General features: G+C 43.2%; 11 protein-coding genes. 10 read left to right on the top strand and 1 reads right to left on the bottom strand.

What is annotated here, in order from left to right:
• The first annotated feature begins 236 nt into the window (after positions 1 to 236).
• Genes CU633_RS02510 through CU633_RS02495 form a run of 4 tightly spaced genes read left to right on the top strand, consistent with a single transcriptional unit; the run spans position 237 to position 8,495 of the window.
• The gene (locus CU633_RS02510; protein ID WP_101658151.1) at positions 237 to 1,724 is read left to right on the top strand and encodes a TIGR02677 family protein; all 1,488 of its coding nucleotides are present in this window, start codon (positions 237 to 239) and stop codon (positions 1,722 to 1,724) included.
• 36 nt (positions 1,725 to 1,760) lie between these two features.
• Positions 1,761 to 2,933 carry a TIGR02678 family protein gene (locus CU633_RS02505; protein ID WP_101658150.1) on the top strand — a complete coding sequence of 391 codons (1,173 nt, stop codon included), beginning with the start codon at positions 1,761 to 1,763 and terminating at the stop codon, positions 2,931 to 2,933.
• The gene (locus tag CU633_RS02500) at positions 2,917 to 7,032 is read left to right on the top strand and encodes a TIGR02680 family protein (RefSeq protein ID WP_180954829.1); all 4,116 of its coding nucleotides are present in this window, start codon (positions 2,917 to 2,919) and stop codon (positions 7,030 to 7,032) included. The genes CU633_RS02505 and CU633_RS02500 overlap by 17 nt, the downstream gene beginning before the upstream one ends.
• Complete coding sequence (locus tag CU633_RS02495; RefSeq protein WP_101658148.1) at positions 7,029 to 8,495, top strand: TIGR02679 family protein; 1,467 nt, start codon at positions 7,029 to 7,031, stop codon at positions 8,493 to 8,495. Before CU633_RS02500 ends, CU633_RS02495 begins: the two co-directional genes overlap by 4 nt.
• A 359-nt stretch (positions 8,496 to 8,854) precedes the next feature.
• Here CU633_RS02495 and CU633_RS02490 read toward each other — a convergent pair whose 3' ends face one another.
• Positions 8,855 to 9,040 carry a hypothetical protein gene (locus tag CU633_RS02490; protein WP_101658147.1) on the bottom strand — a complete coding sequence of 62 codons (186 nt, stop codon included), beginning with the start codon at positions 9,038 to 9,040 and terminating at the stop codon, positions 8,855 to 8,857.
• A 949-nt stretch (positions 9,041 to 9,989) separates the two neighbouring features.
• Between CU633_RS02490 and CU633_RS02480 the strand changes: the two genes are divergently transcribed.
• The 6 genes from CU633_RS02480 (at position 9,990) to CU633_RS02455 (ending at position 19,786) form a co-directional block, all read left to right on the top strand.
• On the top strand, positions 9,990 to 11,543 hold the full coding sequence (locus CU633_RS02480; RefSeq protein WP_101658146.1) for a response regulator transcription factor: 1,554 nt from the start codon (positions 9,990 to 9,992) through the stop codon (positions 11,541 to 11,543).
• A 13-nt stretch (positions 11,544 to 11,556) separates the two neighbouring features.
• Positions 11,557 to 13,329 carry a cache domain-containing sensor histidine kinase gene (locus CU633_RS02475; RefSeq protein WP_101658145.1) on the top strand — a complete coding sequence of 591 codons (1,773 nt, stop codon included), beginning with the start codon at positions 11,557 to 11,559 and terminating at the stop codon, positions 13,327 to 13,329.
• A 183-nt stretch (positions 13,330 to 13,512) separates the two neighbouring features.
• Positions 13,513 to 14,802, top strand: coding sequence for an ABC transporter substrate-binding protein (locus tag CU633_RS02470; protein WP_101658144.1), 1,290 nt, complete (start codon positions 13,513 to 13,515; stop codon positions 14,800 to 14,802).
• A 197-nt stretch (positions 14,803 to 14,999) separates the two neighbouring features.
• Positions 15,000 to 15,890 carry a carbohydrate ABC transporter permease gene (locus tag CU633_RS02465; RefSeq protein ID WP_101658171.1) on the top strand — a complete coding sequence of 297 codons (891 nt, stop codon included), beginning with the start codon at positions 15,000 to 15,002 and terminating at the stop codon, positions 15,888 to 15,890.
• Positions 15,883 to 16,707: a carbohydrate ABC transporter permease gene (locus tag CU633_RS02460; protein ID WP_101658143.1), complete on the top strand. Its 825-nt coding sequence runs from the start codon at positions 15,883 to 15,885 to the stop codon at positions 16,705 to 16,707. The genes CU633_RS02465 and CU633_RS02460 overlap by 8 nt, the downstream gene beginning before the upstream one ends.
• Positions 16,708 to 16,744: 37 nt before the next feature.
• Entirely contained in the window at positions 16,745 to 19,786 is a 3,042-nt protein-coding gene (locus CU633_RS02455; protein ID WP_101658142.1) for a glycoside hydrolase family 2 TIM barrel-domain containing protein, read from the top strand.
• The last annotated feature ends 4 nt before the right edge of the window (positions 19,787 to 19,790 follow it).

The raw sequence follows: 19,790 nt of genomic DNA, 5'->3' as shown, positions 1-19,790 counted from the left end.
TAGTGTCATAGAATTATAGAAACTTTTATGCCGTTGATTTCAACTGAGTCAATGGCATTTTGTTTTAAAAAGTATGCCACCGCTAGTCTACATCAGAGTATATGACTTTCCAATAATTTTCCTCCTAAACTTTATCGAATTTCGGTATAATTAATAAATACAACAACAATTGGTGCGTGAGTTCGCTAAGTTAACCTGCAGAAGCTTACACATAAAGAATAAAAAGTGGTGAAGCAATGAACGATAATACGATGAAAAAAGTTGTAGAAGCCAGTTATTTGACGGCGGAAAAGGCGTGGAGCTACCGGACGATCCTCAGATTCTTTTTCATCCAACACGAGAGAATGAGAGATTATATCACTCCGGAAGAAATCTATGCCTATCTGACAGACATACCTGAATTTCATACATATACAGAAGAACAGCTCCATATGGATCTCGCCCAGCTGGTCAAATGGAATAACCTGATTGCCAGGCAGGATATGGGCAACGCGAAGACTGTGGAAGAGTATAAGAAAAAGCGGTTCCGGTATCAGTGCACACCGTATACCGTTGAAATTGAAAGAATGCTTCAGACTCTGGAAAAAATCGGCGACAGCTTCCAGGGGTCTTTGGAGCGTACTCAATTTGACCGTCTCCTGCAGGCAATTGCAAAACTTGAGTCAATATCCACCAATATAAACAATGAAAATCCTGAGGAGATCGCCCAGGTATGGGAGGACCTGTTTGGTTATTTTCGGAACATCCGGAGGAGTACCGCGGACTACATCGCGTACATCAACAGTGAAAAAACGGAAGAGCAGATGCAGACTGAGGCGTTCCTGGTCTATAAAAATCAATTCACAGCCTATCTGCGCGATTTTATCGTTTCTTTGCAAAAAACATCGATGCAGATCCAGCATCGCCTTACAGAACTCAACCATGAAATAATGCAGCCAGTCTATGAGGCAATTATTCGCCATAAACTTTCAATTCCACGCCTGGAGGATGCAGGGCTTTCAAAAGAAGCTATGCTTGAGGACCAAAAACAATTATGGCAGTCAGTATGCCACTGGTTCCTTGGAAGCCCCAACCATCAAAGTGAACTTGAGATGCTCCAGATACAAACAAATGAAATGATCAGGCGAATTACCCGCTATGTGCAGCGGATTGGTGAACGCCATCAGAATTTCCGGAGCCGCCGGAAGGACTATTTGCACCTGGCAAAGTGGTTTTCTGATTTACAAGACTTAAACGAGGCGCACAGGCTTTCCGCAGTCGTGTTCGGGGCACTTGAAACCCGGCATCTATTTCATGAAGGGGCGCCGACAGAGGATATCTATTCTGACGTCTGGGATGAGAAGCCACTCGAAATCATGGTCAAACCGAGGACAAACCGCTACCGTGAAAAAACAAAGCCAGGAGCGGTCATCGGCAACCAGGCTCAAAAAGAAGCGATGAGAAAACAGTATTTGCAGCAGCTTGCCGCAGAAAAACAGCTTATCGAAAAATATATGCACGATAACAGAATTCAAATCTCGGAGCTACCAACTATTGAGCCATTTGTACGAAAAATGCTATTGACATGGATTGGAAAGTCGATGGCGGGCAAGGATCAAAAAGTGAAAACAGACTTTGGAATGACTGTAGAAGTGGCTCTTAACAACGAAAAACGGGTCATACTACAGGCAGAAGATGGAGCTCTGGAAATGCCCGATGCCGAATTGATTTTTAGTGGGGAATGAGGTATCAAAAAGGTTTGCTGGGAGTGAGCAGGAAAAATGGAAGAAAACTTATTTGATGACAAAGCACAGCGGGCAATGCAGCTCCTGTTCGACCATTACTGGATCCTGCGTGCTGACCATCCGGATTGGTACCAGATGGTCCGTGAACGGGAGAAGGTACTGCGCCGTTATATTGATGAAAAATTCGGCCTCAGGCTGATCATGCACAGGCATTTTGCAAAACTGGAAAAAATCCCGGTCCAGCCGGAATCCTGGATGGGCATCCAGCAGTTCCAGGAGCCAATGGATTATGCGATTTTTTGCTGTGCTCTTTCTTTTTTGGAAGGAAAAGCGATTGACGAGCAATTTTTGCTGTCCGAGTTTTGTGATAGTATCCGTGCCGAATATCCAGGGGATATTCCGCTTGACTGGACGATCTATACACACCGGAAATCATTGATTAGGGCAGTGCAAAAACTGACCGATTTTCAGCTGATGAGGACGATTGATGGGGACGTCAATAAATTTGACAACGACCAGGACCAGGAAGCGCTGTATGAAGTGACCACTTACAGCCGCTATTTTATGCGGTCCTATCCCGAGGATCTGTTCAACTATACCGATTGGGAAGATATTTTAAACGAAGAGTGGAAGCTGCAAGGCGACGATGAGCGGCGGAAAAGGGTGTACCGGCAATTATTCATGTCGCCAGCCATTTACCGGAAGCAGCAGAACGATCCTGACTTTCTTTACCTGCGGAATTTCAGGAACAGGATCACGGATGATATTGAAAAACATACTCCGTTTCAATTTTCTCTCTATAAAAACGTCGCCATGCTGACGGTATCCGAGCCAAAATCGTATCAAACCATTTTTCCGGATCAAAAGGCATCAAGCGACCTGATCCTTCAATTATCAACTGTGATTCATATGAAGAAAGACCAGTTCACCCCGAATGAACGGGGAGAGATTTTGCTGACAGAGGGCGAATTCGACCAATTGATTGATGAACTGTATGACAAATTCAGTGCAGGCTGGTCCAAAGCTTATCGTGAAGCGTCCACAACAACGATCCGCCGCGATTTGCTGAATATGATGGAGGCATGGCTGATGGCCGAAGTCAATCCGGAAACCGGGATGATCCTTCTGAAACCGTTGCTTGGACTATTGTCAGGAACCTATCCAAAAGATTTTATGAAAGAGGAAGATGAAGATGGATGGAATGAATAAATGGAAAATGAACCGGGCCGGACTGTTGAATTTCTGGTATTACGATGAAGAAGTCTTTGATTTCTCCGATGGAAAGCTCCTTCTCCGTGGCAGCAACGGTTCGGGAAAATCAGTAACGATGCAAAGCTTCCTCCCTGTCCTTTTGGATGGCAAAAAATCGCCTGACCGGCTCGACCCGTTCGGTTCAAAAGCCAGGAGAATGGAAGATTACTTGCTTGGTGAAAAAGAGGTTGTCAACCGCGAGGAACGGACAGGCTATCTATTTTTAGAGTATAAAAAAGAGAACAGCAGCCAGTATATCACCACTGGAATCGGCCTGCAGGCAAAACGACATAAGGACATGAAGTTCTGGGGTTTTGTCATTACGGATAACCGGCGGATCGGAGAGGGGTTCCAGCTGTATCAGAACCATCATTCGGAAAAAATTCCGCTATCCGCGAAGGAATTGGAAAACCGGATCGGGGACGGCGGCCAGGTTGTGCGCAGCCAGCGTGAATATATGAACCTGGTAAATAAATATATTTTTGGTTTCCAGACAGTTGAGGCCTATGACGAACTGATCAAGTTGCTCATCCAGCTCCGCAGCCCAAAGCTGTCCAAAGACTTCCGCCCTACTGTCATCTATGAAATCCTTGAATCCGCGCTTCCTCCGTTGGGCGACGATGATTTAAGGCATTTATCCGATACGATTGAAAATATGGACCAGGCCAGGCAGCAGCTCGAACAGCTGGAACGGGAGCACCGGGCAGCCAAAAAACTGGTCGATGTCTATGACCAATATAACCGCTATATTCTTGCTGAAAAGGCTGACTACTTATTAAAAACAGAAACAAGCTACCAGACCACAGCCAAAAAGAAAGATGAAACCGAGGAGCTGATCCAGAAGCTCAGCAAAGAAATCGCCCAGCTGCAAAGCGATCAGGAAGATTTAAAACGGCGTAAGGAGGTTGCGGAAGGTGAACGGGAGCGGCTAAGCAAGCATGAAGTATGGGGGCTGCAGAAGGAACTGGCCAGGCTTGAAGGGGCCATCGCTGGCCTTCAAAGGGATTTTCAGAAGAAACACAACCAGCTTGACGCAAAAAAGTCGCAGGAGCTCACCCAGCGCGCCAAGCTGGATGAAATCAGCCTGGCGATTTTCCAGCTTGATAAAGAGGAAGCAGAGATACTTGATGATATGGAGCTGGATGCGCGCGAAGCCGCTTTTTCCCAGCATCCTGTGAACGTAGAAGACCTTCATCGCCATGGCGGTAAACCTTTTGATTTTACGGTGTGGGAAAAGGAAGCGTCTGCCCATGCAAATTTACTTGATGAGATCAAGAGTGATTTTCTTTACCAGGAACGTTATAAGGTTGAGATGGAATCGAAGTACCGCGAAGCTTCCGAATTAAGGCAGCAGATCGACAGCCTCCGCAACGAGCAGGCCGATCTCGAAAAACTGTTTGAAAATGATAAACAACAATTGGAGGACCTGGTTTATCAGTGGATCGATCAGCACCCGGAACTGGAAATCACCGGCCAGGCGAAACAGGATCTTTCCCGCAACATCCACTTTCTGTATGACGATGCCAGCTATGACGATGTGAAAGCGCCGGTCATAGATGCCATCCACGCCTACCAGCAAAAACTGGTCCAGGAAATCGCCCGGATAAATCATTCACTTGATTTAAAAGATCAGGAGAAGGGTGGTTATGAAGAAGAACGCAACCGCTGGAAAAATATGAACGATCCAGAGCCGGACCGCGCTGAAGCAACATCTGTGTTCCGTGCACAATTGACAGAGAAAGGAAAAGCGTTTGTCCCCTTTTATGCAGCGGTTGATTTTCAGGACCATGTTCCTGATGACCAGAAGGAACGGATTGAAGCAGCGATAAAGCAGTCTGGCATTTTGGACAGCATCATTATAGAAGATCCGGGAGAAGTGCAGGACGACCGGTATATCCGTCCGAACCCTTCGATGTTCGGGCACACGCTCGCCGATTACTTGAAGCCGGATCTCGAAAATGGCCACCCGGTTTCAAAACAACTGATCGATAATGTCCTGCGGACGATTTTAATTGGCGATGAACCGTCTATAGATACAGCTGGGACAATCAGCATCGATGAAAACGGATTTTACCGGATAGGCGACCTGTTTGGGCATGCGCCAAAGGAAGGCACACCCCGTTTCATTGGGCGTTCATCAAGGAAAAGATTCCAGAAGGAAAAAATCGCGGAATTTGAGGCAAAGATAGAAGCGGTAACGAAGGAAATCAACGAGCTCCAGAAACAGGCTGACGAGCTCGGGAGCCTGTATGAGGATGCAAAACAGCTAAAAGATACCTTCCCTGTTGACCAGGATTTGCGGGAAATTTATCATCAGTTGCAAAAATACCGGAATGACATCGAAGCGAGGCAAAATTCGTTTGCCCGGGTTGATGCGCAATACAAGGAGGCTGCGCGCCAATACCAGGAACTCAAACAGAAGATCCAGGATAAATCAAAACAAGTTGAATTGAAACTGGATCTTGAGTCATACACTGACGCCCTGCATTTTATGAAGAGTTATTTGTCATATTTAAATGAGCTGAAAATCATGAACATCCGCATGGCGAACTATCGTAAAGACCAGCAGCTGGTGGAACAGCGGATTGCGGAATTAGAAGGGGAAATCCTGGAGGCAGCCGGCGAGCGAAATGAGCTGGAGGGGAATATCAAAAAAGCCAAGGCTGATATGGAGGCTGTCCAGAATCAGCTGAAGCTGCAGGGAATTGACGAAATTCAGCAGCGGATCCAGCAGGTACAGCGAGATTTAACGGAAATTGACTTAAGCCTTGATTTGGTGAAAGGCAGGCTGCCAGCCAGACAGGAAAACATCAAGCAGCACAAAGCTGAGCTGGAGGTTTTGAAGCGTGAAACATCATTTTGGGCTGGTTTATACGAAAGCTGGAAGCATGCCCTGGATTCCGAACTCTCAAGAAAATTCCTGGCTGTCGATGATCCATCGCCAGATGCAATCTTCTCGCAATTTCAGTCAGACCTGAAAAAATATGACCGCGCCAAAATGAATGAACAGCTGACAAAGGCCTATTACAATGAGCAGCCGAACCTGATGGAATACAGGCTGACAGAATATGACCAGCCATTTGAGCTGCCGGAATCACTCAATTACGATGACCTGAACGCAAACGAGCAGCTGCAGGTCCAACAGTGGCTGCAGGTGAACCGGCGGAAAATCGTCCTGATGGAATACCAGGGCCAGAAGGTGAGCCCATACTACGTTTTTGATTCCCTCGAACAGGAGCTTGAAACCCAGCAGCAATGGCTCGATGAACAGGACCGCCAGCTTTATGAGGATATTATTTTGAAATCGGTTGGAGCCATCCTGCGCAGCCGGATCCAACGGGCTGAAAAATGGATCAAGCAGATGGACAGGCTGATGGAGAGCCGGAATAGTTCGTCGGGGCTCACATTCTCAATTGCCTGGAAGCCGAAGACAGCTGAAACCGAGGAGGAGCTCGATACAAAGGAACTTGTCGAACTGCTGCAAATGAACAGCAAGTTTTTAAAAGAGGAAGATTTGAACAAAATCACCCGGCATTTCCAATCGAAGATCAGCAAGGCCAAGGAACTGATTGAGCTCCGCAACGAAGGAAACACGCTGCACCAGGTGTTGAAGGAAGTGCTCGACTACCGGAAGTGGTTCTCGTTCATTTTATCCTACCGGCGTGAAGGTGAACCAAAGCGGGAACTCACCAACAATGCGTTCTATAAATTCAGCGGCGGCGAAAAAGCGATGGCGATGTATATCCCATTATTTACAGCGGCCTACTCGCGTTATCAGGAAGCGGCACCAACAGCACCATACATCATTTCACTCGATGAGGCTTTTGCCGGTGTCGATGAAAACAATATCCGGGACATGTTCCAGGTCGTCGAAGAACTCGGGTTCAATTACATCATGAATTCCCAGGCACTATGGGGAGATTATGATACCGTTTCAGGGCTGTCCATCTGTGAGCTTGTCCGGCCGAAAAATGCTGACTTTGTAACGGTCATCCGCTACAGGTGGGATGGGCAGACGAAACATTTGGAAGTCGGGGAACCAGTGTTACAGGAGTGACAAAAAAAGTTAGGATTGCCGTTGTTCAACTGCTAATCCGTTATAAAAAGCTGGCGGTTCAATTGAGGGGGCATTTTTCCTATGCCGCAGGATTGACACCGGGCTTCCAATTAATTAATCGCATTGCAGGGCAGCTCAAATCACTTGAAAAATGGGCTGCCTTTTGCGGGAGGAGACCATTGATGGATAAAAGACTTGAACTGTTGCGTAAAGAGCCTGGCTTTCATAAGCTCTTTGTGCTGTTCAGGGAAAAATATCGGTCTGTCGGCCGGATAGGCGGATCGGTAAAGATTGCTGATTTTTCAGAGCTGGAAGTGGAATCGATTGCCGGCTTTCTTGCTCAATCACCAGATCACCTGAGGGCAAAGGGGACAGTTTCCCTTAAAGCGTTTGAGGAGCATCTGGAGAAAACAAACCTTGAAGGACTGAGCTTAAAGGAACTGCTTGAACTTTATTTTCATAAGCCACTGATCTCAAAAGCCGAGGAAAAGTCAAGGCTGGCTGATCAGGAAAGGGATTACTATGACCGCATGATCAACGAGCATCCTCATTTGGAATGGTGGTTTCAAAAAATCCTTCAAAAACAGCCTGATACCAGGTTTATCCAGGCTTTGTACAGACAGGACAAAGAGGAGTTGTCCCAATTATTCCACACAGTTGCCAGAGCTTACAGCCTGCTGCCGGATGAAGGGCAGTTTGAGCGTCTCCCGTTATTTTCCCAGCGAGTGACCGGAAATCCGCATGCATTTGATCGCAATAAGCCAGTGGGGAAATTGCTGCTCCATCTTCTTGCATCAAACCAGATGGAGGAAGCCGGGCAGAAAGCTTTTCAATGGACGCAAACAGAGCAAATCAATGAATTGCTGTTGAATTACGGGCTTCTCCGTGATGATTTATGGAGCTTTGTAACCTGCAGAGGCTTTACGGCGCACCAAAACGGGCAGGAGCATCCAGTATGGAAGGTGGCCGCGGAATGGGGGACTGTCATGAATGTCCCGATCCGGGAACTGGTTGGCCTTGAAAGAATCATGCCATCCATCGGGAAAACAGTGTGGGTGCTTGAGAACTCCGGGGTCTGTTCCGCCATCATGGATGAAGTGGCTGACCAGCCGATCGCCTGCACCCATGGCCAATTCAAAGCCGCAAGCTGGATTTTCTTTGACCGCCTTGTCGAGTCAGGCTGCACTATCCATTACGCCGGCGACATTGACCCGGAAGGACTGCTGATGGCACAGCGGCTGAAAAATCGTTATCCTGAAAATGTCAAGATCTGGAGAATGGATCCTGACTCCTATGAAATGGCGATATCAGAAGAAAGGGTTGAAGACAGGACAAACCAGTTGAAGAGCATCGAAGATCCTGAATTAAAAAAAACCGCAGACTTAATGATCGAAAACGGCTGTGCCGCCTACCAGGAAGGACTTATTGAACAGCTGATAGCCGACATTCAAAACGGGGCCTGACCCTGCTTACGCGACATGCGTGAATGTTTAAGAGTAGAAGAGAAGGATTTGTTCTTTGCTGTAATTAGGAGAAACTTAGGTGCACCTAACAAAGTAAGAGGTTTCCGGTTTTAGACGAGTCGGAATTTTTTCTATAGGATCATCGGAGAAAAAATGGGAAAATACGCTATATTAGACAAGATATTTCGTCAGGACATATCTTGTCTACTTACTTTTTTTGTATTCTTTTGTTTCTATTGAAGTAAAGTGTTGACTTTGAATATTACTAAATCCTTCTAAGGCTTGTTTAGTCCATTTTATTTTCATTTTATAGTTTACCTTGTTGAATCATATCCAAAACATTATCAGTTGAACAAACTTTACCTTCTGTTATGTCTTTTTTTGCTTGTTAAGTCAGGATCTATTACAACATCTTCTTTTACTGTTGTTTCTGATTCTTCAATTACCGATAAATGATATTTTTTACCGTCGATTTCAAAAACCGATTCACCTTCATGGATAATTTCTTTGATAACTTCCGCTGCATATCCATTTAACTTTTTCATTATCTTACCTCCAAATCATTTTTTATTTTTCTTTTGTTAATTATACGCAATTATAGTGGTAAAGAACAGTGCCACTACCTCATGTTTACATTGTGCAACAACCGCCGTTTGCATAGGTGCGGAGACCTTGCAAGTAGGTAGCTGTTCTAAATAAAAAACCGTCTCGTAAGGCCAAGAAAGGAAACAATCATTTTCTTAAACAGAAATAATTGAATGACGATGTACAAAATTTGTGGAAATATAAAGAAAAATAAATTGACAAATAGGGGATTTATTTTAAACTGAAAATAGTTCCATCCTCAAATCCTTCCACTAACGAAGTTTTAATTTTCTACCCTTCTAGAGATAGTTTCCTGTCTTTTTCAAAATATAATCCTATTTCACCTTCTTACTTTCCCTCGCAAATTTCACCTACGTTCAACTTCGGTCTGCACTCTCAAAAAAAACTCATTAACTTCATAATTAGTTCACAGTCCAGATCAATAAATAAAGGAGCGGATTAATTGTGGCATCGAATATCTATGCGCTAAAATGCCCGTGTTGTGGACGTTTTGCAATTGAAGATTTTTCCGTTACACAGTTTAAGGCAAGGCCAACGTAGGACATTGATTTCTTAGCCTGTCAAATTACCAACGACATCGATTATATCAAGGCTGCTTTTGAAAAATATGTAATTTACCAGTTGAAGAAGATGGAGTGCATTTTGACGCTACAGGCGTAACGGTGGAGAGAACCGAAGAGGATGCCGATTACGAAGAAGTTCGCGTAAAAATCCCCCTTAAACGAATACAAAATTCTTCCAATGTCCCTCCAAGACTGGTACCCAATATTGGAATGATCTGCTCACATATTCATAGGATTGCCGACAAACTAATAGGAATTTCGAAACCTTGTGTAGAAAATAATAAATATCCAATTTTAAACATGTCACCAACTGGAGGGGATCCTGTTGACATCTGGGGAACTATGCAGAGTACTCATTGTCGACGACGAAATATTAATCAGACAAGGCATTAAGCACTATATTGATTGGGAGCAAGAAGGTTTTTTGGTCGTTGGTGAGGCTTCGAACGGTCAAGAAGCACTTGAACTAATTGAGTGCACTAATCCGCACATCATCATTACAGATATCGTGATGCCCATAATGGATGGGGAAGAATTAACGAGAATTGTCAAGGAAAGATATCCTTATATCGAAATCATCATCCTCAGCAGTTTTGGAGAATTCGACTTTGTAAGGTCCACTTTCCAAAGTGGTGTCGTTGATTATATATTAAAGCCGAAGCTTGATGCACAAGAGCTCTTAAAAGTGTTAAAGACTGCTGCAAGCAGAATTCCATCGTTCCAACCTATAGATAAGAATATAGACGGCCATCTTTCTATTGGGCAACTCATTGATAAGCTGATTTCAGGATATGAGGTAACTTGCGATACAGATTCAGTATCCAAAATGTTTCCATATAGTCATTACTGTTTATTGGGTGTTGACTTAAAGAATCACCCTTCTAGAATTACTGGCGAATTTCGATCGAATATAAGGGAGAAAATTGAAACCGCATTCAATTTGCAATTAAGCCAAGTTGCTTACTATTCCTTTAGCCCCGATCAAAATGTCATCGTATTCCTTATTAATGTAAGAAAGAACGATATGGCCGAGGTAATTAAATTTACCAACCATCTTGCGGAGCCGGAGCTTGTTATTGGTTTCGCTCTGACCGAGGAGTTTGCGGATTTTTCGCAAATAGGCAGCATCTACGAAGAAAGTCTTTTAAAACTATTGAACTATCGATTTTATTTTCCCGATAGACACTGTTTAATGAAACAGGACTTGCCAGAGCCGACCAAATGCAAAAATTTTAATTTGGATTGGTTTACAGACGAATTTAAACGTAAGCACTTTGATTCAGCTTTCCGCTATTTACGGGACCATGTTAAAGCATTATCAAGTTGTTATACAATGGATGTTTTCGAGTATAAAGCTTTTTTTGGCAACATCATTTTTAACATTTCCATTCTCCTTAGTAATATGGAATACGATGTAAAAGAATTGGAAGATACCAAGTACTCTTATTTCAAATCCATAGACGAAGCACGTACTGCTGGGGAGACAGTCATAATATTGGACCGTTTTATTGAGGAAGCGAACAAATGCATATTGTCTATGCACAATCACCCAGGAAATCTGAATATGAAGAAGATAATGGAATATGTTATGGACCATTATGCAGAGCCGCTTACCCTTACAGATGTGGCGACGCATTTTCATTTTAATCCTTCCTATCTCTCAAGCTATTTTTCTGCTAATAATAATGAAGGATTCAATGAGTATTTGAATAAGGTCAGGATTGAAGAGGCGGTTAAACTTCTAATCAAAGGTACAGCATCAATCTCTGAAATCAGTGGTATGGTCGGTTATTCTGATCACAGTTATTTCTGCAAGGTATTTAAGAAAATAAAGGGATTGTCTCCTAGCCAATACAGACGAAAACAAAACTTGAGATAGAGATGGTATAAATATGAGATTTATTCCTGACCGCTTTAAACATAACAACTTGTTTATTATCATGTTCCTTATTACGGTTATCATGATTATCACGGTTTCCCTCACGATCACGTGGACGACGATTCGCATGTCGGAGCAATTTTTCATTGAAAAGTTTAGCATCACCAACTCCAAAGTAATGAACCAGGTAAAAGAAAGCTTTGAGTCGTTTAACTATTCAATCGTCATTGCGTCAAACAACCTTCTGCAAAGCGGCAATACAAAGAAAATTCTTACCGAGGAGCAATCCAATGCAGAGAAAATGAGTTCTTATTTTAATATGAACCAACAGATGAAGCGGATTAAATCAAATTTGGATGCCTATGAGGTAGGAATCCTTGTCATGGGAAAAAACGGGATCAGCTACGCGACGGATCGCACTTACTGGCCAATATCAGATGAAGAGTTGAAGACGAGTGTACTTACCAGCAATACTCTTAATGAACCGAAGCAGCTAATGTATCAGTATGACCACCGTACAAATCCAACCGTGGAGATAGGAGATGGAAACTTCATTGTTGCTTCCAGGGCGTTAATGGAACGTATCTCCGGAACAGTCTATGGATCCATGTATTTCGCTATTCAAGAAAGTGAATTCAGAAAGTTCTACACCAATTATACAAACCCAGGCAATGACGTTTTTGTAGTGAACAAGTTAGGAGTCATTGTCTCAAGCAACAGAACTGAGCTCATCGGGAAAAAGTCAGAGGATTTTCTGCATTACGCTGAAAAAATAAAAGACAATCCAGACCATTACATCATAGAAAATTTCCTGGACAAGGACCAGATCATTTTTATGGAATATCTCCCATCTTTCGATATGTACCTGTTCAATATCATTGACAAGCAAATAGCAATCGGAGATTTAATCGATAAGAAAGAGATAGTGCTCATTTCTATGGGGATCGTCTTTGTGGCGCTTATTATTGTGTTTCTCGCCTCAAGGAGACTGACGAATTCTTTATCGAGACTCGTAAAGCAAATTGCCAACGTATCGAAATACGATTTCCACCAATATGTTTCTGTCACTGGTACATATGAAACAAGGCAAATCGGGAAAGCCTTTAACTCTATGCTCGATGAGCTACATGAGTATGTAGAGCAACTAATGCTCACCCAAAAGCAAAAACGTAATGCGGAACTGGCTGCACTGCAGCAACAAATTAATCCACATTTCTTATACAATACGCTGACCTCCATCAAATTCATGGTTCAGCAGGGCGGAAAAGAAGAAGCGGAAGCAACTATTAATGCGTTGATTTCCTTGCTGCAGAACACTATTGGCAATGTCAGCGAAACTATTACTGTTAAGCAGGAATTGGATAACTTAAAAAATTACGTGTTAATTAATCAAAAACGTTACGGTAATCGGATCAAAGTGAACTATTTCGTTTCGCCGGATTGTCTGGAACACCATATACCAAAACTGATCCTACAGCCTTTTATGGAGAATTCATTCTTTCATGCTTTCAACCGCAAGACAGAGGGTTATATTAATGTTCTTGTGTGGCAGGAAGGAAAAAATCTAATTTGCGAGATTGTGGATAATGGTGACGGAATGGAAGTCACGCCAGGCAGCAAGCTCCCTAATACGAAGCGGAAACAGCAACTGTTCTCGGGAATCGGTGTACGGAATGTACATGAACGAATTCAGCTCATTTACGGTGAACAGTATGGAGTGAAGATCATCAGCGAGCTGGGAGAAGGGACAAAGGTCCGAATCGTACTTCCAATCAATACGATATAAGAATAGTCATAGAATCTAAAAATAGTACAAATCCGTAAATGGAAACGCGTTCATTTTACAAAAATATTACAAGAAAAAGAGAAATATCTTCCTAACCCTGAACCCCCCGCTGGTGCTAACATAATAATTGCAGGTAAGATAGCGCTTTCAATAATACACTATCCAAACTTGGGGGGAATATCGATGAAAAAAGTACTGGCATTGTTTTTAGTAAGCATACTGTTATTGACTGCTTGTTCTTCCGGGTCTAAAAGCAAAGACACTTCCGGAGAAGTAAAAGACACAAATGAAATAACAGTATGGGCATGGGATCCCAATTTTAATATTAAAGCAATGAATCTGGCAAAAGAAGCATATAAATCTGAAAATCCAGACCTCAACATTAAAATCGTTGAAAACGCTCAAGCTGACATTGTCCAAAAGCTAAATACCAGCTTAAGCTCAGGTACCATTAAAGGGTTACCGAACATTGTCTTAATTGAGGATTACCGTGCGCAAAGTTTCCTTCAGGCTTATCCGGACATGTTCTATGAATTAACCGATTCTTTTAACGCAGAGGATTTTGCTCCATATAAAATGGCACCTACCAGCTTGGATGGAAAGAACTATGGACTTCCATTCGATACAGGGGTAACTGGACTTTATGTTAGAACGGATTATTTGGAAAAAGCGGGCTACACAGTGGATGATTTAAAAGACATTGACTGGAAGAAGTACATTGAAATTGGCAAAAAAGTAAAGGAAGCAACAGGAAAACAAATGCTGACACAAGATCCAAAAGACCTTGGCCTGCTTCGCATGATGATTCAGTCAAGCGGTTCATGGTATTTGAAAGAAGATGGTGTTTCACCTAACTTGGCTGGAAACGAGGCACTTATGGAAGCATTTAAAACTTACAAAGAGATTTTAGATGCAGATTTAGTGAAGCCTGTTTCTGACTGGAGCCAATTTGTAGCAGGATTTAACAGTGGCGATGTTGCAACTGTTCCTACCGGTAACTGGATCACACCGTCTATAAAGGCTGAAGAATCACAATCGGGTAAGTGGGCAGTTGTGGCTCTACCCAGACTTTCTGAAAATGCAAATTCAGTTAATGCCTCTAACTTAGGTGGAAGCTCTTGGTATGTTCTTAATGTGCCAGGTAAAGAAAAAGCTGCGGAGTTTCTGGCAAAGACTTTTGGCTCAAACGTTGATTTCTACCAGAAACTCATCAAAGAAGTTGGTGCAATTGGTACTTACAAACCAGCCGCTGACAGCGAGGCTTATAAGGCTGGAGACGAATTCTTCGGAGGCCAGAAAATCATCTCTGATTTTGCCAATTGGACAGAGAAAATTCCTCAAGTAAACTACGGCTTACATACGTATGCGGTTGAGGACATTTTAGCTATCGAAATGCAAAACTACCTTAAAGGCAAAGATCTGGATAAAGTGTTAGAAGACGCTCAAAAGCAAGCGGAAGAACAAATTAAATAAAACAGCAAGCTAATAAGCCTCCACATCTATTACAAAATTATAAGAATCTAAGCCTTGGGATTTCGCCGGCTTCTCCTATTCGGTTTAACGAAGCTATCTGATGTGTCAGGCGAGATGTTCCAGGGCTCTTTCCATTTATTGCCAAGGTAAGGAGTTGATTTGATGTGATTCCAGCAAAAGCCAACCAGAGTCTGCAAATGGCAAAATTCAACCGTAACCTTCGAGTGAAAAACACTGTGATTGGATGGTCTTTTATTACAATCGCTGCTGTGATGATATGCTTGTTTTATTTCTACCCGATGATTCAGGCCTTAATCTTGTCTTTTCAATCAGGTACCGGCACAAATCTAAAATTTATCGGTCTCGACAATTATGCGCGTTTACTTAATGATCCAACGTTCCTAACTACAGTAAAAAATACAGTTATTTATCTTATCATTCAAGTACCGATAATGATCATTCTTGCCTTGTTTCTATCCGTAATGTTGAATAATAAAACACTGAAGCTGAAGGGTTTCTTTCGAACAGCGATATTTTTACCATGTGTGACCTCGCTTGTTGCATATTCGGTCATCTTCAAATATTTGTTTGGGCAGGATGGCATCATTAACATCATGCTGATGAAACTCTCTCTTATTTCAGAGCCGATTCAATGGCTTACAGATCCTTTTTGGGCAAAAGTAACGATTATTATTGCCATTACATGGCGATGGACTGGCTATAACGTGATATTCTATTTATCCGCTCTTCAAAACATTGATCACTCTATTTATGAAGCGGCAAAAATTGATGGGGCATCGTCCATTCAACAATTTTTTAAAATTACAATACCGATGTTGAAGCCGATCATATTGTTTACATCGATAACTTCAACTATCGGCACGCTTCAGTTGTTTGATGAAGTCATGAATATTACGCAGGGTGGACCGGGCAATGCAACGATGACGATTTCCCAGTACATCTACAACCTTTCATTTAAATATACCCCTGACTTTGGCTATGCCGCGACAGTCTCGTATGCCATTGTGGTTATGATTGTCTTCTTCTCAATTATACAGTTCAGAGTAGCAGGTGATAAAAATGACTAACCTTAAACGTGTATGCATCTATACAGTCCTAATTATCGCTTCGATCATCTCGACATTTCCATTTTTATGGATGATTGTAAGCTCGACGAACAAGTCAGTCGATGTGACGCAGGGCAGGTTGTTGCCAGGAAGCCATTTTATGCAAAACTTTAACAATCTGTTGAATACAGTCGATCTTGTACCTGCATTAATTAATTCGGTAAAAATCTCTATTATAACGACTCTGCTTGCGATGCTAATCGCATCACTGGCAGGCTATGGATTTGAAATTTTTAAAAGCAAAACCAAAGATGTAGTGTTCAACTTCCTGCTGCTTTCGATGATGATTCCTTTTGCGGCTTTAATGGTACCGTTATTTCGGATGTTTGGAACCATTTCACAAACGGTTCCTATGATTGGTATCGATACACTTACAGCCGTTATTTTACCGACAGTTACAACCGCTTTTCTGATCTTTTTTTTCAGACAAAGCACAAAGATGTTCCCGAAGGATATACTCGAAGCGGGCCGGATCGATGGCTTATCCGAGCTGGGTATTTTTTTCAGGATTTATGTTCCTACGATGAAGACAACCTATGCGGCAGCAGCAATCATTACGTTCATGGCTAGTTGGAACAGTTACTTATGGCCGCTTGTTGTTTTACAGTCTCCTGAAAATCAGACAATTCCGTTACTCATATCCAACCTTGGATCCAGCTACGCTCCCGACTTTGGAGTCATTATGACAGCGATCGTCATTGCAACCCTTCCAGCAGCACTTATATTCTTCGTTATGCAAAAGCATTTCGTTGCAGGCATGATGGGGTCTGTTAAATAACACCAGAAAAATTCAGAGAAGTAAGGATGTGATAAATATGACAGCAGTTCCAAGTTTAAGCTGGCTTACGGATCTGAATGTGTTTGCTGTTAATCGTCTTCCTGCCCATTCAGACCATCAGTACTATGAGACGATAGAACAGGCAAGAAACGCTGCTCCAATGACGATGCGTCATGAATTAAATGGAAACTGGAAATTTAACTATGCGGTCAATCAGGACAATCGTCCGGAGCAATTCTATCGACTTGATTTCAATTGCTCAAGCTGGGGAGATATCATAGTACCCGGGCACATTCAGCTCCAAGGCTACGGAAAACCGCAATATGTGAACACCATGTACCCGTGGGACGGACACAATGATATTCGACCACCGGAAATACCGGTGGATCACAATCCAGTAGGAAGCTATGTGAAGATGTTTACAGTGCCAGAACATATGTATAACAAGCCGTTATTTATTTCTTTTCAGGGTGTGGAGTCGGCCTTTTATGTGTGGTTAAATGGAGAGTTCGTAGGGTATAGTGAGGACTCTTTCACCCCAGCAGAGTTTGAACTTACTCCATTCCTGATGGAAGGTGAGAATAAGCTGGCGGTTGAGGTATACCAGCGAAGCACAGGCAGCTGGCTCGAGGACCAGGATTTCTGGCGCTTTTCAGGTATCTTTCGCGATGTTTATCTCTACACGGTACCGGAGATTCATGTCGATGATTTGCATGTTCGTGCAGAGCTGGACTCGTCTTATACGAGAGGGACGCTTAACGTTGATCTCAAGTTTAGGTCATCTGTTCCTGGGGCTTCAAAAATAGTAGCCGAATTGTTCGATGCACAAGGCAGTTTAGTGGCTGCAAAAAATGGAGAGTTCGTTGACTGGAAATGGACAGTTTCCATGGGAATGGATGGGCCAAAGCTATGGAGTGCAGAGAACCCTTATTTATATGGATTATATATTCAAATATATAACGAATTAGGTAGTTTGGTAGAGGTAGTGCCGCAGAAAGTCGGCTTCAGAAAATTTGAACTCGTGGACAAGATCATGCGCCTTAATGGTGAACGGATTGTTTTTAAAGGTGTCAATCGCCATGAATTCAATTGCCGCAAAGGTCGCGCGATTACGAAGGAAGACATGCTGTGGGATATTAAAACACTGAAGCGTCATAACATTAACGCTGTCCGTACCTCTCACTATCCGAACCAAACTTATTGGTACGAGTTATGCGACGAATACGGCATTTATATCATCGATGAAATGAACCTGGAAACTCATGGATCATGGCAAAAAATGGGCGCGGTCGAGCCCTTATGGAACATTCCCGGGAATAAGCCAGAATGGGAGAATATAGTCATGGACAGGGCTGTATCGATGTTTGAACGTGACAAGAATCACCCTTCCATCCTGATTTGGTCCTGCGGTAATGAATCCTACGCAGGTGAAGTGATTCTTAATGTCTCCAAATATTTCAAGAGGGTTGATCCGAGCCGTCTTGTCCATTATGAGGGGGTATTCCACGCACGCGCCTATAACGAAACGAGCGATATGGAAAGCCGCATGTATGCAAAGCCTGCAGATATCGAGAAATATTTAACGGAAAACCCGGAAAAACCTTATATCAGCTGCGAATACATGCATGCGATGGGAAATTCGCTTGGAGGAATGTACAAATATACAGATTTAGAATGGAAGTATCCAATGTATCAAGGTGGTTTTATCTGGGACTATATTGATCAGTCCATTATCGACAAGGATCGTTACGGAAACGAATTCCTGGCCTATGGCGGAGATTTTGGAGATCGTCCTACTGATTACGGCTTTTGTACAAATGGCATCGTGTACGCGAATCGAGAGCTATCCCCAAAGATGCAGGAAGTAAAGTATTTGTACCAGAACTTCAAGCTGGTACCGGATCGGAGTGGCGTAACCATTAAGAACGATAGCCTTTTCTCTGATACGGCCGATTATGATTTGGAATATATATTGTTCCTTGAGGGCAAGGAATTATATCGAAATAAGCTGAAAGTGGCAGTGGCACCGCAGAGCCAAGGACGGGTTGAGTTTACATGGCCGGACGGAATAGCAAGCAATTCTGGTGAGTATTGCATTCATACCTCTTTCAAGCTGAAAGAAAACAAGCTGTGGGCGGATGCTGGTTTTGAAGTTGCGTTCGGACAGCTCGTGTTTCAAGAAGAAACACAAGGATTAGAGGAGTCAGGCCTTATTGACGGAGATTTAAGGGTTGTACACGGTGATGTCAATATTGGAGTACACGGCAGAGATTTCACGATCATGTTCTCAAAGCAGGTGGGAAGCCTCATATCGCTGAACTATGCGGGTAAAGAGATGATTTCTGTTCCTCCGTCACCGCTTTTCTGGAGGGCCACTACCGATAATGATAGAGGTTATTCTCAAGGCTTCCATTCGGGATGCTGGTACGCAGCCAGTTTGGCGCGCAAATGTGTTGGGATTGCTGTCAAGGAAGAGAAGGGTCGAGTGAGCATTGCCTTTACCTATAAATTTTCGATTAGTGATGAAGTAGAGGTTAAGGTTTGTTACACCGTTTATCCGGATGGCAGCGTGGGTGTTAAGTCGGTATATCATGGTGCGGACAATCTTCCACAGATGCCGATTTTTGCGGTATCCTTCAAGGTTCCAGCCGATTATGACCAACTTGAATGGTATGCTATGGGTCCCGAAGAGAATTACTCGGACCGCTCGATGGGAGCAAGGCTCGGTATCTTTAAAAACCAGGTGTCCGACAATGTATCCGGCTATGTCATGCCACAAGAATCTGGCAACCGTACCGGGGTCCGCCGAGTAAGTGTTACGAATCGTAACGGACAGGGGATAAAAATTACTTCTGTTGCTGATCCGCTGGAGTGCACTATTTCACCGTACACGGCATTCGAGATCGAGCATGCCCAGCATCATTATGAGCTGCCGAATATACATTATACGGTTATTACCGTAGCTGGCAGGCAGATGGGCGTCGGCGGAGACGACAGTTGGGGTGCACCGGTTCACCAAGAACACCTAATTCAAGCTGATCAGGACATGGAATTCGAGTTTACGATCCATAGGATCTGAATAG

Source organism: Bacillus sp. V3-13 (assembly GCF_002860165.1).
Classification (GTDB): Bacteria; Bacillota; Bacilli; order Bacillales; family Cytobacillaceae; genus Bacillus_BJ.
This window is presented reverse-complemented; position numbering and strand designations above follow the sequence as displayed.